Below are 16,719 nucleotides of genomic sequence, written 5' to 3' on the forward strand. Positions count from 1 at the left end.
TTTGCACTTATAAGAAAAACATTTAATCTTAAATATGTTTAAATTAGTCAAAATTTTCTTATAAGTGCAATTGTGTTAATTATGTTAAAAAGATTATTAAATTCCATATTGATAATATTGTTATTTGTTTTATTTGATATAGGCAATATTTATGCAGTAATTAGTAGAAATGATATTAAGTGCTCAAATAGAGAAATGATAGTTTTAATCGAAACGGGTAATACAGAGAATATCTTAAGAACTCTAAATTCCAATATTGACTATAACTTAAAAAAAGAAGTTGAACCTTTGGGAGTAGGAGCTATTAGTACTATGTATTTGGCTGCCATGTACCAAGAGGAAGCTCCAATATTGATAAGCAAAAGATTAGTAACAAATATTTTAGAACATTCCAAATTATTTCAAGATTTTTTAAATTTAAGACCAGAGCAAATTAAACAAAAATATCTAAATTATCCTAAATTCTATTCTATTGATTTTATAAGAGATTTTAAAGATAGCTGTCTCTATGTCAACAAAATATATAATCAAATAAATAGCGAAGTTAAATTAAGAATTAATAATTATTTAGCAAATAAAGATCAAAGTAAAGAAATATTTATTCAAAGGATTATAAGAGACAAAAAAATTAATAAACTTCAAGTTCCTTATTTACTTGATAAGTTTAGCTCTTCAAATACGAAATTTTATATTTGGCTAGAGATCATTGTTAATATTATCTGTAATAATGTTCCTTATAACAATTGGTTGATAAAAAAAGTTGATTCTGATATTTATTTATTAATACCTAAGAAATACTTAGATAAACTGCAAATTTCTTATAAAGATATTAGATATCTTAACAGTAAAGCTTTAACAGATACTGAGTTAAAATTAGGATTAAAGGTTAATCATCTAATAGATGCTAATTTTACAGATAGAGATCTTTTAGAAGTAACTAGAGCAAAAAATCGAGATTTTATCTCATCTCTTGATAAAATATTTGTATCCAAGTCTAATGATAAATATAAAAATACTTGGTCTATTTATTGTGGTGGTCATGGAACTTATGATTCTGCTGAAAAAATGTTTTTGCCTCAGTTAAAGATATTAAAGAAATATTATAAAGAAGAATCAAGAAAAAATCCTAATCAAGAATATTTTAGGAATTTATCTATGATACAAACCAAAATAAATGATATTAAGCCTTATGTTAAAGCTTATATGTTTAATAATTTAAAGTATTTGAATGGAACTATTATTTCTCTTGCAAAAACCGAGTTTCAAAAATTATTGAAATTTTTTAATTATAATATAGATACTGCATTTTTATACTATACTTCTTGTTATTCAGGGGGCGCTAACTTATTAGATCCTTATACAGAAAATTCAAAACCTTTAGTATTAGATTATGATATAGCTTTAGGGACTCTTGCTGAAAATATATCTTTGCAACATGTTCCCTTTTTGACTATACCGGATTTTTTTAATATTAATGGTGCTTTAAGTAAAAATCTCTCAGTTTTTAGTGTTAATAAAAGAACTTTAAGAGTAAAAACTGCATTAAATTTTAAGAAATATTTTAAAAGTTTAAGAACAGGAAAACATAAAGATTTGCAAGGCCTTCAATCTACCATACTTAATGTTAATCCTTATTTTTATAGTTATAATGGGCAAACTAAAATAGATTTTATATCAAATATACCTTCAGTCAGGTTTAGAAATTCAAGTTATTTTCAAACTCTTGATAATCAAGAGATTTGTATGATTAATGGTATGAATTCTATGAACCAAATTAATTTAAATAAAGATGTAATTTTGTTAGGTGCAGATTATATTCAAGGTACCTTAAATATAATTAAATCTCCTAGTTGTATTGTATCTATTATTCCAGGTAATTTATCTCATGTTATTGAAAGAATTACAGCGCCTAATTTAAGCTTAAAAAATATAATAAAGCCTTTTTTATTTTTAAAAGATTTAAAAGCTCCAAAGGTTTTTTGGATTAAACAATTGATTTGTTCTAATTCTTTTGACATGCAAATTTTAAATTTACCTTATAAAAAAGATTTAATCTTATATGATGTAATTATAATGCGTAATGTCTTAAACTCAGAAAACTTAAAGTTTATTGATTTTTATCTTTATCCACGTCAATCAGAATATGATTATATTTATTTTAATGATGAACGATCAAATTCTTATAAAATTATATGTTCTAAAAATGATGAGATTGATAATCAAGTAATTCAAAATTCTACTTTCAAGAATTATAAAAAAGAGATTTTAGAGCTAGAGACATCTATAAAGAAATATATAAAAATTTAAAACTATTAAATGGAAAGCTTAATAGCTTTCCATTTAATAGTTTTGTTTAAAAATTTGAAGTTAAGTTAATAGATAAACTATCTATTGCAATACATCTTTTGCCATTAAATCCTAATTTTAATAGGCCTTGAATTGCCGGTTTATAAAAGCTTATATTAATATGATCATCAAAGTAACATTTAAGACCTAATATCAAACTATGCGCGGTCCAGTCTTGTAAAGACTCAGCACTATTTACTATTAATGGATTTAGCTTATTACTGCAGACATATAATTTGCTTTCTTCATTTTTTAAATATTGATAATCTATTTTAAATTGCAATATTGACCAACGAGCTGCAGCATATAAATTAAATTGTTGATTCATTCCAAATTCTTTAAATGCAGGCATTTTTGTAAAAAGCAATAAATCCGTTTGATCACAATTAGTTTTTATTCTACGCAATTTAGTGTTTCCAAATAAAAATAAAAATTCAGCGTCAAAACCTGCTTTTAAGTGAGAAGTAAAAAATAGATCTAATCCTCCACTAACCATTACGCCCCATGCTCCATCATTAGCAAAAGGAAATGCAAGCAATTTATCGATATCTTCTTCTTTTCCTGTAGGAATAATTGTGGCTAATCTTAATTGAGGTCTAACATTTCTTAAAAGAGGTCTGTCTTGAGGAAAGTCTCCCATCCAGATACCTTGGATTGTTAAATCTCCTACCCCTATTCTTTTCCAGCCTGAAATATCAAGATCTCCATACTGTTTAGCCATTTGATATATACTTTTAGATTCTGAATGATTATTGTCGGACCCATCTTCTTTTACAGAATGCCATTTTACATCTTTTAATTCCATTGCCAGAGCTGGTAAATAACATGCTAAGATAACATTATGATCAAAGTAATATCTTGATGAAAGCATTATATTGAATGGCACGCTTAATTTTCCTGATGGAGCATAAAGTCCTAAAGTACCATTTTCATCGTTAATATTAAATTTTTGTAAAAATTGTCCTATATCACTTTGAGATTGTGTACCTTTAAGGGCAGCCACTAAATTTTGCTTGTCTTGATAGATTCTTAAAGCATTAACTTCTCTGTCTGGTTTTAGACAATAAGTGCTATGGAATTCATCAAAGTTCTCTTGAAAAGCTTTGGTTTTATAGGAACTTTCATCAGCGATCTGAAACTGAAAGGTTACTCCTAGTAAAGGCTCTGGATGTAAAGGTCTATCAGAGGGTCTAAAAAGATTAATGGGTGGTATTGCAAAAGTAATATTTATAAATGTACTAAGGATACTTAATAATATTAATTTTTTGTTTTTCATTTTTATGCCTTTAATTTACTATATTTAAATTTATATAAAATTTATTGATTTATTCTTATTCCAAAATCACCATAAACTATATAAGCTCCAGCTGATATTCTGTTTAGTTGTCCAATAGATTTAAAATTATTTAAGTCTAAGTTCAATGATACTAAATTGCGTGCACCAAACCTTTGTCCACTTCTTAAGCCATGAGGTAAAAGGAATAATTTAGGATTTTCATCCATAAAAGCACTTCTTGAAGCTGATATTACTGCTCCATCGGTATAAATATAATTACGATAATCTTCTAAATTTACAAAAAAGGTTGGTTTTCCTTTTATAAAAATATCTTGAAATAAAAGCACAGAATTATCTGTAACGGTATTATTGGTTGATGATAATGCATATCTATATATTTGAGCCTGTTCATACCCTGAATAAGAATTTAATAGATAAATATTACCATTATTAAAGATATCTGTAGCTTGTCCGGTAGCGGTTATTGGAAAAAACCTTGTAGCAGGTCCATTTCCATAAATTGTACCTACTGATTCTGGCATTTTTATTAATGTCCAATTTACTAGTGTGTCAGAAGTTGCTTTAGATATATCTACATTATTTCCAGATCTAAAGAAACCATTGCTAGTTCCCAATAAAGCAATAGGTTCAGAGATTATTAAGTCAGAAAATATTTCAACATTATCAAGTGTATTTTTAAATGATTGAGCAAGAGTTATAGAGTTTAATACTCCTGAATCAATGGTATAAGAAATATTATGAGCATCTAATTCTACTCTATCTATTTTAGTATCTGTTAAAATATATAATTTGTTTTTGGAAGCTATTAGTTTTCTGATATTTTCATAATTTCCAATTTTTATGAAATACATCTCTGAATCAAGACCAGAAAAATCTTTAGAAAGCCCTTGATTTGCATTCCATCCTGCGCCATTTTTTTTAGTTAATATTGCAAGTCCTTTACTACCTCCTACCACTAGCCATCCAAAATTATTATCACTTATAATTGCAGCAGAATTGATGTTTTCAATACATTCAAGATCCCCACCTGAGATAAATATTGAAGATACTTTTTTATTGAAATCATTTAGTGTGCCATCAGTTGAGATAAACACTTTTTCTATGCTATTTAAAGTTGGAGTTAAAATATCATCAATATCTTTAGAGCTTTGAATTAATCCTACTTTATTAAGACCTGTTAAGATCAAAAATGAAAATCTATTGCCTACTGTTGTATCTAAACCTTGATTATTAAAGGGTATATCTACTAAATTTTGAACTCCTCCATGTTCTTGCAAAAATTGTTGTGATATTAACTTCTCTAAATCAGTTTGACCTTGAGTCCATTCTGTTCTAAATACTTTATTTATTTGATTATTATCCTTATTGACTGGTATAGACCAAAAATTTCCTGTTATAGGATTAAATTCAAATCCATTTATGTTTTCAGGCATTAATGCAGCTCTTTGCCAGTTAGTCCATCCTGTTATTTTTCCTGATTCCTCAAATAATGCTTGAGAGTAAAATATACCCGATTTTTTATTGTTTTGGTCAGTCTGTACTGAAACAAATACTGTATCGCCTGATACTTGAATATTAGTTATATCTCCTGGTAATGTTTGATTACCTCCAACTTTTGCTCTTATGTCATTTTCATCATAAAGATCTTCTGGATTTTTAGCTTCCTCTAAGAATGTTCTTGCTAAAAATCTATGCGGTAATCCACTTGTAAAAACATTTATAGCTTTTGCATTGATATTTGCAAGACATCCATGATGTTCTGAACCTGTATTATTCACTAAAGGTAATGCAAATACTTTTTGCTTACTATTATTACCAGTGCCGCCAACTACAATTAAGTAATTGAGGTAAGTTCTAGTGAACATAGTTCTTACTTTGTGCATTTTTAATTTGATATTAGCACCTTTAGAAGCAATTATTTTTGATGAAGATGTTAATAAAGCTGTATCTGGTAAAATAGATTGAAATCTAATTTTGTTTCCAGAAAGACCTGCTAATACGATTGCTTTAACTCCATCATTATCATTGTCACCTGCTTGAGTTTTTAATGCTATATAAAGCCTGTTTAAATTATTATCAAAGTGTAAATCTACAGATCTGCTAATTTTTTTGAGCGCACTATTTATCTTTATTACTTCTGAGTCTTTAGATATGCTTACAGGTTTATTTCCCTCTGTTCCAGTTTGAGCGTCAAGTTGAACAAATCTAAAATATGTTGATTCTCGATTATTATTTACTTCTTTATATACTCTTAATTGAGCTAAAGCGATTCCATCAAAAGATAGTCCCGATTTATTTTCTTGATCTTCTTTTGATGTTGCAATAAATATATTTCTATTGCTGTATAAACTTTCAGGTGCTTCTAATTGTTGAGGCAAGTCTGTCATAATTGATACAATCTCTGGGGTAATTTTGTCTTGAGAATTATAAACTGGATCTGTACTAAATACACTTATATTTGAGGCAATACCGTCATTTATTGCATATACTTTAGAATCATTTTTTTTAATAACTATAGGAAAGTACCCTGCCATTGTAATATGGCTAATTGCAGCTCCATATAAAGGGTTGTCTATATCAAGAGCGTTGTTAAATGTAACCTTTTCCGGTGTTAAGGGCTTGAAGAATATATTAGATGATATATTTGCACTAACTGCAAATATGTTGCCTTCTATGGCTTCTTGAGATCCAACAAAAAACCTTTGGCCCGGAATAAATATTGCATGAGGACCTATGTTAAAATTAAAACTTTGATTTTGATTGTTTAGATTACTGACGATTAAACTTTGAGCATTAATATCAGAGTTTGCTATAAAGTTTAAAATAAATAAGATTATAAAAATTTTTTTTCTCATATTGTTTCCTTTATGGTTTAAGAAATGGTAATTTTTTGCTTACGAAGAAAAAGTCTACACCAAAAATAGGTTATTTCCAAAAATTAAAAAACATGTTATATTAAAATATAAAAATACAATTTTTATAAATTTTTTTTTATTTTATTAACTTTTAATAATTTTTTTATAGATTATGAATACTAAATTGTTTTCAGCCACTACTATAGGCATAGATACTTACGTAGTAGACGTAGAAGTAGATTTATCATATGGATTATTACAATTTTTTATTGTAGGGTTGCCGGATGCTGCTATCAAAGAAAGCCGTCAGAGAATTCAAACGGCACTAAAAAATTGTTCAATTAAACTGCCAGAGCGAAAGATTACAGTTAATTTGGCTCCTGCTGATTTAAAAAAAGAGGGTACTGTATTTGATTTACCTATAGCTCTAGCTATATTACAAGCTGCTCAAATAGTTCAAATTGATTCTGATTTTATAAGAGATACATTTTTTTTAGGAGAACTTTCACTTGATGGAAGTATAAAGCCTGTCAAAGGAGTATTGGCTGTTGCTTATGATGCTAAAAAATTTGGTAAAAAAAGAATGATTGTTCCTCAAGCAAATGCTCAAGAAGCGGCTTTAATAAAAGATATAGAGGTAATTGGAGTATCTCATTTGATTGAGCTTATTTCGTATTTAAGAAAAGAGTTATCAATAGAGGCTACGATTAGTGATTATAATAATTTCTTAAATTCTGATGATAAAATTTTGGATTTTAATCAAGTTAAAGGCCAGATTGGAGCAAAAAGAGCTCTAAAAATATCAGCAGCTGGTAGACATAATATTTTATTTATAGGTTCTCCAGGATCTGGTAAAACTATGCTTGCCAAAAGATTGCCATCAATTATGCCTGAAATGTCTTTTCAGGAAATATTAGAAGTAAGTCGTATATATTCTATTAGTGGCAAGCTTAATAAGCAACCTCTTATTACTAGAAGACCGTTTAGAAATCCTCATCATACTATTAGTCAAGCAGGATTAGTGGGTGGAGGTTCTTTTCCTCAACCTGGTGAAATTAGTCTTGCTCATAGAGGAATACTATTTTTAGACGAGCTAACTGAATTTAAAAGAGATGTTCTTGAAGTATTAAGACAACCACTTGAAGAACATAGTGTATCTATTTCAAGAGCACAACATACTCTTTCTTTTCCTGCTTCTTTTTTACTAATTGCTGCAATTAATCCCTGCCCCTGTGGGTTTTTGATGGATAAAAAAAAGAAATGTTCTTGCTCTTCTCAACAAATTAATAAATATATAAATAAAATATCAGGTCCTTTACTTGATCGTATAGATCTACAGGTTACTGTTCCCTCAATTGATTATGAAACGATAATAGATAATAAAAATAATAATGTAAGTTCTCAAGATCTTTATAAAGAGATAGATATAGCTGTTAAAATTCAACTTAAGAGAAATAACGGTATATTTAATGCTTATTTAGATTCAAATCAGGTTAATGAATATTGTGAATTAACATCTGAAGCATCTGAACTAGTTAAATCTAGCTTTGATCTATTAAATTTGACCATGAGAGGTTATCATAAGATGTTGAAAGTGGCGCGAACTATTGCTGATTTAGAAGCTTGTCAATTAATAGAGGCTAAACATGTAAAAGAAGCTCTTTCTTATCGTTCAATAGATCAAAAATTAATAAAAGATAGTTAAATTTTTTAGATATTAAATAAAGATGATAAGTTTAGGTATAGATAGTACAGAAATTAATAGATTCGATAACTGGATAAATTATGATCCAGTTATCTTAATTAAAATTTTTGATGAAGAAGAAATTAGATATTGTTGTCAAAATAAAGTTAAATCTAATGAGAAATTTGCAGGATTTTTTTCAGCAAAAGAAGCTTGCTATAAAGCGATGAGTCCGATACTAAAAGAACAAGTAAGTTTATTAAAATTTTTTAAATATGTTTCTATAAAAAAGAGTGCACATGGAGCTCCTTTAATTTCGGTTAATTTGAAGAAATTAAGTCTAATTGAAAGCATTAAAATTAATAAAATATTCTTATCTATTACCCACACTAAAAATATAGCAACAGCGGTAGTTATATTAATTTAATTAAAAGTATAAAGAAATTTATTTAATAAACTTAATATAGAGTTTATTTATAGTTAGATTAAATTGCTTGATCTAAACTTTTTTATTTTTTTTTAATAAAAATATTGACAAGTTATTAAATTGCTGTACAATATATACTATAATCGACGCGGGGTAGAGCAGCCTGGAAGCTCGTTGGGCTCATAACCCAAAGGTCGCTGGTTCAAATCCAGCCCCCGCAACCAAAATTCTTTTCTTAAAAGTTTCTTATAATCCCAATATATTTTTTGTTCTATTAATTTATATTAACAATCTATGTTTCTTATTTTAAATTGTTTCTTTTAATAAGTTGTTAACTATATTGATTTTTAGATTTTTTTTTATAAACATGATAAAATATCTATAATTTTTTAGAAAAAACCAAAAGCCATATTCAAAAATTAATAGTGAATTTATTATGAATGATTCGATAAATAATTCCCAAAGACATCTGATATTTGTTACAACAAACTCTCAAAAATTTAAGGATATTAAGTTAGATATAGAAAATTTAGATAATTCTATAAATTTAGAGCAAGCGCCTTTAGATTTACTAGAGCCTCAAAGTCTTAATTTAGAAGAAGTTGCTATATTTAAAGCAAAAGAGGCATGGAAATTAGTTCAAAAACCATTAATAATTGATGATGGTGGTATATTTATAGAGCAATATAATAAATTTCCTGGTACTTTATCTAAGTATGTTTTTCAAGGAATAGGTCTTGAGGGTATATGGAAATTAGCTCAAGATGACCCTAGAGCTTACTTTACATCCTGTATAGTTTACATAGATGCTTCTGATAATTTCAAAGTATTTAGTGCCATTACTAGAGGTACTTTGGTAAAACCTAAATCTGAGCTTCAAAATAAAGAAATGCCTTATAGGGAGATATTTATACCAGAAGGATCAGATAAAATTTATTCTGAAATTACTGATCTTAAAGAAAGGCATAAATATAGTCACCGCCATAAGGCACTTAAAGAACTTGTTAAATGGCTTAATTGTGATTAAATTTTTCTATTGCTTGTTTTATAATATTGATTAACTCTTGATTTTTGCGTCTTGTTACGTAAGTTAGTGCTGTATTTTTAAATTTATCCTGAACTTTAGGGTCTGAATCATAATCAAGTAGAACTTTAATTATTTTTGTATATACATCTATATCGTTATGATGTTCTTTAGCTGCATAAGTAAGTGGGAATTGACCTTTGTTATTCTTTATATTAGGATTTGCTTTTTCTTTAAGTAGTAATTCAAGAATACTTAAGTTTTTAAGCATAACAGCATACATTAATGGAGTATCATTTTCTTTATCTAGTAGATTTATATTGGCATTATAATTTAAAAGCATTTTGATAATATCAAAGTTTTGAAATATAGTAGCATACATGATAGCTGTTTTACCATTATTATCTTGTAAATCGATTTCTATTTCATTGTTATTGATTAAAATATTGATAGCCTCTTTATTTTCATGCTTACAAGCTAAGATTAGTGGTGTTTGACCTGCATTATCTTTGGTATTTATAGGTAAACCAAGATCAATGAGTTTTTTGATTATTTCCTGATTTTTAATTTTTTCAGTGTGTAGTTCTTCTATAGTCTTAGTTGTATTGTAATATGGCTTTACTGCATGATGTAGAGCATTTTTGCCTTCATTATCTTGTAAATCAATAGATGAATTTTTGTTAACTAATAAGTTAAACGTATCTTTTTGATTATAAAGAGCGGCAAGCATTAATAGAGTTCTGCCTTTTTCATCAGTTTCATTTATATTTGCTCCACTTTCTAATAATTTTTCTACTATTTCTGTTTGGTTATCTACCACGGCTTTAAATATATGGGTTTTTTGAATGGATTCCATAGATATTAATTTTAAATTAAATAAAATTAATAGTAATATTATAAATCTTTTCACTTTTATTCCTCCATGAAATTTTGTGAATTTTATATTTTAATATATTATAATATATAAAATATTATACTATAAAAGTATTGTCAAATGGCTTATAGTCTTGTTAAAGAGATTTTTATATCTCTTTAACTTGTTTTTAAAAATTCTTCAGCCTTAGTTAAAGCGCTTTTTGCATTTTCAAAAGTTAATTGCTTAAGTGAATCTTGAAAATTTGCCCATTGGAAATTCAAATGTTCTTGAGAGAGAACCACATCTTGGCTTATTGCTTGTCCTGTAAAAAATATTACATGCTTATGAACCATTTGACCTTTATAGTCCTTAAAGAAATACTCAAGATTATATTCAAAATTTATATCGATATTTGCTTCCAGATTGGTTTCTTCTTTTAGCTCTCTAATAGCAGCTTCTATATTACTTTCTTGATTTTCTAATTTGCCTTTTGCAAAGTCCCAATACCCTCTTGGATAAAGTAAAAGTAAATACATCCTCTCATTTTTTTCGTTTAATTTATAAACAATAACTCCAGCGGAAAATTCTTTTTTCATAATTAGCTCAAAAAATAAATTTTTATACCAAATAACTTACGTGTTTTATATAATAATAGAAATATTAAAATAATCAAAGGGCTTACCCACAGCCAAAATCCTATTTCTTCTAACAAAAAACTTTTTAAAAATATCAAATGATAGTTTATTAAGTAGTATATACTATTATAGATAAAGTAAAATAAAGAGCTAATTAAAGATACTTGTAAAATAAGTTTCATGATAAATAAAGTATAAGCCTTGAGATATATTTTAAAATTAAATCTAAAATAAAGTATAGTTAAAAAAATGATGCTTTGTAGTCCTGCTGATAGGGATGTAGCTAATGCAAGGCCAACAGCCCCCATCTTATTGATTAATAAAAAATTAAAAATTATATTAAGTATACAACCTATAACAGTAACAAGAGTAGGTATAAGCATTTGCTGCATAGAGTAATATAAACTAAGCAAAATTTTGTTTAAAGAATAGAAAAATAATCCTGAAGAATAAGCAATAAGCAAATTTGCTGTTTGATTAACGTTAGATAAGGTAAAATGTGATCCTGAATATTTGTAAAAAGTTGTATATATAATTTTGTTTGCAAGAAATATTATTATTAAGGTTGCTGGTAAAGTTATCCAAGCAATAAGTTTATTTGCTTGAAATATATAAAAACTTAATCTTTTTTGAGCATAATTTGTCACATGAGAGAAATACGGAAGTAAAATTGAAGCAAATCCAGAAGCAAATATGCTTAGTGCTATACCCATGAACTTAAAAGCAATATCCATAAGAGTGTAAGTTCCTGCTGATAAAGTTGATCCAAATCTTTCATCTATTGCCGCATTAAGTTCTAATGTACTCATGCTGATAATACAAGGTAAAAATTTGAATATGACTTCTTGAAAATGCTTTTTTATGCTTTTGTCAGGCCAGATGAATTGAAAGCCAAATTTTTTATAATAGTATAAAAAAAATAACGACTGTAATATTGCGCCAAATAATATTAAGAATGCAAAATTATATACAGATAAATGTAAATAAGTGGAAGCGATTAACGCAGAGATATAAACTATATTTAATATCACGGGGGCCCAAGCAGTAGGTCCGAATTGATGTTTTGCTTGTAGCGCTCCTGATAGTATTGATCCCATTGAGATGAATAGTATAAATGAAATTAAAATTCTAATCAATTTAACGGTAACGGATAATTCAAACCCTTTTTTGAAAAAACCATTTGCATATACGAATATTATAGCTTTTGGAAATATGATAATTATAGTGCATATTAATACTAAAATTCCGCCTATAAATATTAATAAACCAGAAATTAACTTGTTTGCCTCATCCTCTTTATTTTGCCTTAATAGTTTTACTAGAGTAGGTATAAAAGCAGCACTTAAAGCTCCTTCAGCAAAAACTTTACGCAGTACATTAGGTATTTTATAGGCGACTAAAAAAGCATCTGAAAGAGGACCTAATCCTAAATATCTAATTTGTAAAATATCTCTGGTAATTGCTAATACTTTACTTATTATTGAAGATAAACCAAACTCGAAGGTTTTTTTAATTATATTTTTTTTCGATAGCTTATTAGACATTATATATTACCATTTAAATTTTTGTTTAATATAAATACGATATTATATTTATTTTACCATGAAATTTAAATTTATATAAAAATAGCTTTAGATTTATCAATTACTTATTTAAAATTATGAAAATTATTTATTTATTAAAATCTAATTAAATTACTATGAAATTATAATTAGTATATCTTATAAGCTTTGTTAGATTATTTATCTATTTTTTGACATGCGTTATTATATTTTTATATTTTTCAAATAATTTTTTAGAACTAGTCATTACATAATCATCTGTTATAATATTATTATTACCAAAAATTATTTTTTTAGGTTTTATTATGTTTATATATTTTTGTTCTAAATTATTATACCTATATTGCTTAACCCATTCTCTTCCTAATTGGGATTTTTTTAGATAATGTTCATAATTATTATAAACTTCTTCTAAAACTTGTTCTAAATCCTTTTGCATTATATTAAAATTATATCCACAATATTTACCAAAAAGCCATCTATAATCAGCGGGTTCTTTAATTTTTGATTTTAAAGGTATAAAAAAGGTTGTTTGTGTAAGCTCTTTATGTGCTGTATTGTTACTTATTATAGTAGGGATTCCTAATGATATTGATTCTCGAGGAGTTATAGAAAAACCTTCTCCTTTTGATACTAATACATAACAATCTAAGGAATTTAAAAAATTAACATAATGTTTTTGTTCTAAAGGACCTAATATTAGCTCTACGTTTTTTGCTTTTTTTTCTCTTATTATTTTTTTTAATTTGTTTATTAGTTTTATATCGCCATATCTGCCATGTAATTTTAATTTTATATTTTTGTTATTTCCAAATTTATTTAAAAATGCATTTAATAATATTTCCTGATTTTTTCTTGGGAGAAAGGTTGCAGAACATCCAAAGACAAATGGAGTATTTTTCTTATCTTTAATTGGAATGCTTAAAAAATCATCTATATAGATTCCACATGGTAATAGAAATATAGGTATATTTACTCCTGATTTTTTATATACTTTTTCAAGAAATGGAGCAGGTACTAATACAGCGTCAAATTCTTTATTTAAAATATCTACCCATTCTTCTGGTAATTGTGTTGATTCTATCATAGAATAAGCTATTTTAATATAAGAATTAGGTATAAATTTTATATTATTCTTAAACAATGGATCAAATAATAACGCTACATTACCAGGGGTTTCATTTTGATTATTGATAATACTTTTTATAGTTGAGGGAATATCTTTAACATTTATATTGCTATAAGTCGGTATAAAATTTATATTTAATTTATTCTTAAAATTTTCTATAAAACCTATTGCTAATCTATTGAGACCATCTTTAAAATTAATATAGCTCACTACTGTCACATCAAAGTTTGAATGTGTGAATTGAGCTTGAGTTAATATATTTAAAAATATATTTAAGAGGCTACTTGTTATTAAAATTCTTATTTTAATTATCATAATTTTATCTATATTTTTATGAAAATTTTTGGTTATTTCTTAAAATCAAATTTAAAAAAATTATAAATCTTGACAAAACTTAGGTCTAATGTGTTGACTATAACATATTAAATAATTTAGTTACAACATATTAATTTATTTAGGAGAATAAATATGAAGCACTTAAAATTGTTTTTATTAACGATTTTTGCATTATATTCTGTCAATAGTTACTCTTATGTTAAAAAGGCTTTAATTACAGGTATTACAGGTCAAGATGGCTCTTATTTAGCCGAGTTCTTACTTGACAAGGGATACGAGGTTCATGGTCTTGTAAGGCGTACTTCAAATTATAATATGCAGAAAGTAGATGATATACAAAAATTGGTTAAAAAAAATAATTGGTTGCCAGTAATCATTCATCAAGGAGATGTAAGTGATATTAGCTGCTTAGAGCAATTGATAAATGATGTTCAACCAGACGAAATTTATAATTTAGCTGCTCAAAGTCATGTGCAAACCTCTTTCTTTGCTCCTACTCAAACACTTTATACTAATGCTGTAGCCGTTTTTGGGATACTTAATGCTGTTGTTAATGCAGGATTGCAAAATAAAACTAAATTTTATCAGGCCTCTACAAGTGAACTTTTTGGCAATGTAGTTGAAATTCCTCAAAGCGAAAATACAAAATTTTATCCAAGATCACCTTATGGTATTGCTAAACTTTGTGCTCATTGGGCTACTATTAATTATAGAGAAGCTTATAATGTTTTTGCTTGCAATGGTATTTTATTTAATCATGAGTCTCCTAGAAGAGGAGTTGATTTTGTAACTAGAAAGATCACTAAAGCTGTAGCAAGAATAAAAAATGGATCAACTGAGCCTCTTTACTTAGGTAATTTAGATGCTAAAAGAGATTGGGGTTATGCAAAAGACTATGTGGAGGCTATGTGGTTAATATTGCAACAAGATAAACCTCAGGATTATGTTATTGCTACGGGTGAGGCTCATACTGTTAGAGAATTTGTAGAATTTGCTTTTAAAGAAATCGGTATTGATATTGTTTGGGAAGGTCAAAATGAGGACGAAATAGGCATTAATAAAGCGAATAATCAAATTCTTATTAAAGTAGACCCAAAGTTTTTTAGACCTACCGAAGTTCACTATTTGCTTGGAGATAGCAAAAAGGCACGTTCATTGCTTCAATGGAGACCAAAAACATCATTTAGAGAATTGGTAAAGTTAATGGTTGAAAATGATTGTAAAAATTATAATGAGAATTATAATTAATTAAAAAGATAGGCCCTGAGTAATCAGGGTCTATTAAATAAAAATTTAAAAGATATTTTAGCTTTAATTTTTAATTGTTATATATTTGTTATATAGATGTTTTGAATTAGTCATTAGGTACTTATCTGTAATTAAATTTTCTGTGCCTAAAATTATTTTATACGGTTTTATTAAGTTTATATATTTTTGTTCTAGGTTTTGATAAGTATACTGTTTAACCCATTCTCTTGCTTGTTGTGCTTTTAGTAAATACTGTTCGTAATTATTATATACTTCTTCTACAGCTAGGGCTACGTTATCTATAGTTAAGTCTTTAACACTTTTAATATAATCCGTTTGGCAAATAACTTCATGAGCAGTATTATTACTTAGGATACAAGGTATGCCTAATGCTAGAGCTTCCCTTGGAGTTAATGAGAACCCTTCTCCTTTTGATACTAACACATAGCAATCAAGAGATTTCATAAAATCAAAATTTTCTTGCGGACTCAATGGCTTAACTTCTAAACTTATGTTAGTTGCATTTTTTCGAGCAATTAAGTTTTTTATAGCTTCAATTTCCTCTTTATCGCCTCCAGCGCCTCTTATTTTAAGTCTCACATTTTGATTATCTTTGAACTTACGTATAAATCCTTTGATTAGCATTTTTTGGTTTTTATTATGATTATTACCAAATCCTGCTGATATGCCAAAAGTAAAAGGAGTATTTTTTTGAGTCTTTATAGGACTTAAAAGATAATTGTCTAAATCCATTAGAATTGGTAGTACAAATATAGGAATTTTTACTCCTGCTTGTTGATGAGCCTTTACTAAAAATGGTGCGGGTACTACTACTGCATCAAAATATTTATTTAAAGTATAAACCCAATCTGGATTGATTTTATAGGATTCGGTCATTGTATAACAAATTTTAATTGTCGATTTAGGAAGTTTTTTGCTAATTGCTTTAAGGGGCTGAAAAAATAATATTGTTGTATTTCCAAAGATCTTATCCTTTCCGTTAATAATGTTTTTTGTTTTATCATTAACGTAGTCAAAGTTAGATTTGCAAAAAGGTATAAAATTTATTTTCAGTTTAGGATTATATTTGTCAATAAATCTAATTGGTATTTGTCCCCAACCAGAATTAAAATTTATTACACCCAATACTGTTACATCAAATTTATTTTTACTGCTTATTGAGACTGTATTTGATAAAAATGTAAAAAAAAATATTGATAAAAATTTAATTAGGAATTTTATACTCATGATATTAAAGTCAATTACTATTGTGAAACACTCTTTTATAGTATGAAATTATAAAAATCGGGTCATAAAGTC

The 16,719-nt window shown here is 27.0% G+C and carries 12 protein-coding genes and 1 tRNA gene; 6 read left to right on the forward strand and 7 right to left on the reverse strand.

What is annotated here, in order from left to right; translation table 11 throughout:
- Positions 1–81: 81 nt before the first annotated feature.
- The gene (locus BABL1_RS03235; protein ID WP_023792340.1) at positions 82–2,307 is read left to right on the forward strand and encodes a hypothetical protein; all 2,226 of its coding nucleotides are present in this window, start codon (positions 82–84) and stop codon (positions 2,305–2,307) included.
- Positions 2,308–2,353: 46 nt separating this feature from the next.
- On the opposite strand, the gene BABL1_RS03240 is transcribed toward BABL1_RS03235, so the two are convergent.
- Both BABL1_RS03240 and BABL1_RS03245 read right to left on the reverse strand, forming a co-directional pair.
- Entirely contained in the window at positions 2,354–3,622 is a 1,269-nt protein-coding gene (locus BABL1_RS03240; RefSeq protein ID WP_023792342.1) for a hypothetical protein, read from the reverse strand.
- A 41-nt stretch (positions 3,623–3,663) separates the two neighbouring features.
- Positions 3,664–6,498, reverse strand: coding sequence for a hypothetical protein (locus BABL1_RS03245; protein ID WP_023792344.1), 2,835 nt, complete (start codon positions 6,496–6,498; stop codon positions 3,664–3,666).
- 172 nt (positions 6,499–6,670) lie between these two features.
- On the opposite strand from BABL1_RS03245, the gene BABL1_RS03250 reads away from it, so the two are divergent.
- From BABL1_RS03250 to BABL1_RS03265, 4 genes are all read left to right on the forward strand, one after another.
- Positions 6,671–8,203: a YifB family Mg chelatase-like AAA ATPase gene (locus BABL1_RS03250; RefSeq protein ID WP_023792346.1), complete on the forward strand. Its 1,533-nt coding sequence runs from the start codon at positions 6,671–6,673 to the stop codon at positions 8,201–8,203.
- 22 nt (positions 8,204–8,225) lie between these two features.
- Complete coding sequence (locus tag BABL1_RS03255; protein WP_023792348.1) at positions 8,226–8,609, forward strand: holo-ACP synthase; 384 nt, start codon at positions 8,226–8,228, stop codon at positions 8,607–8,609.
- Between the two features lie 147 nt (positions 8,610–8,756).
- Positions 8,757–8,833, forward strand: a tRNA-Met gene (locus BABL1_RS03260).
- Positions 8,834–9,045: 212 nt separating this feature from the next.
- Complete coding sequence (locus tag BABL1_RS03265) at positions 9,046–9,636, forward strand: non-canonical purine NTP pyrophosphatase (RefSeq protein WP_023792351.1); 591 nt, start codon at positions 9,046–9,048, stop codon at positions 9,634–9,636.
- Here BABL1_RS03265 and BABL1_RS03270 read toward each other — a convergent pair.
- The 4 genes from BABL1_RS03270 to BABL1_RS03285 all read right to left on the reverse strand — a co-directional run bounded on the left by BABL1_RS03270 (position 9,623) and on the right by BABL1_RS03285 (position 14,130).
- A complete protein-coding gene (locus BABL1_RS03270; protein WP_023792354.1) occupies positions 9,623–10,543 on the reverse strand; it encodes an ankyrin repeat domain-containing protein in 921 nt (306 codons plus the stop codon). The genes BABL1_RS03265 and BABL1_RS03270 overlap by 14 nt on opposite strands.
- A gap of 122 nt (positions 10,544–10,665) precedes the next feature.
- Positions 10,666–11,085: a bis(5'-nucleosyl)-tetraphosphatase gene (locus tag BABL1_RS03275; RefSeq protein ID WP_023792356.1), complete on the reverse strand. Its 420-nt coding sequence runs from the start codon at positions 11,083–11,085 to the stop codon at positions 10,666–10,668.
- 2 nt (positions 11,086–11,087) lie between these two features.
- Positions 11,088–12,668 (reverse strand): murein biosynthesis integral membrane protein MurJ, encoded by a 1,581-nt coding sequence (murJ, locus tag BABL1_RS03280; RefSeq protein WP_023792359.1) that lies wholly within the window; start codon positions 12,666–12,668, stop codon positions 11,088–11,090.
- Between the two features lie 202 nt (positions 12,669–12,870).
- Positions 12,871–14,130 (reverse strand): glycosyltransferase, encoded by a 1,260-nt coding sequence (locus tag BABL1_RS03285; protein WP_023792361.1) that lies wholly within the window; start codon positions 14,128–14,130, stop codon positions 12,871–12,873.
- A gap of 153 nt (positions 14,131–14,283) precedes the next feature.
- On the opposite strand from BABL1_RS03285, the gene gmd reads away from it, so the two are divergent.
- A complete protein-coding gene (gmd, locus tag BABL1_RS03290; RefSeq protein ID WP_023792364.1) occupies positions 14,284–15,399 on the forward strand; it encodes a GDP-mannose 4,6-dehydratase in 1,116 nt (371 codons plus the stop codon).
- 63 nt (positions 15,400–15,462) lie between these two features.
- Here gmd and BABL1_RS03295 read toward each other — a convergent pair whose 3' ends face one another.
- Positions 15,463–16,647 (reverse strand): glycosyltransferase, encoded by a 1,185-nt coding sequence (locus BABL1_RS03295; protein WP_023792367.1) that lies wholly within the window; start codon positions 16,645–16,647, stop codon positions 15,463–15,465.
- Positions 16,648–16,719 lie beyond the last annotated feature (72 nt).

It is taken from the genome of Candidatus Babela massiliensis, from assembly GCF_000513475.1.
GTDB lineage: Bacteria > Babelota > Babeliae > Babelales > Babelaceae > Babela > Babela massiliensis.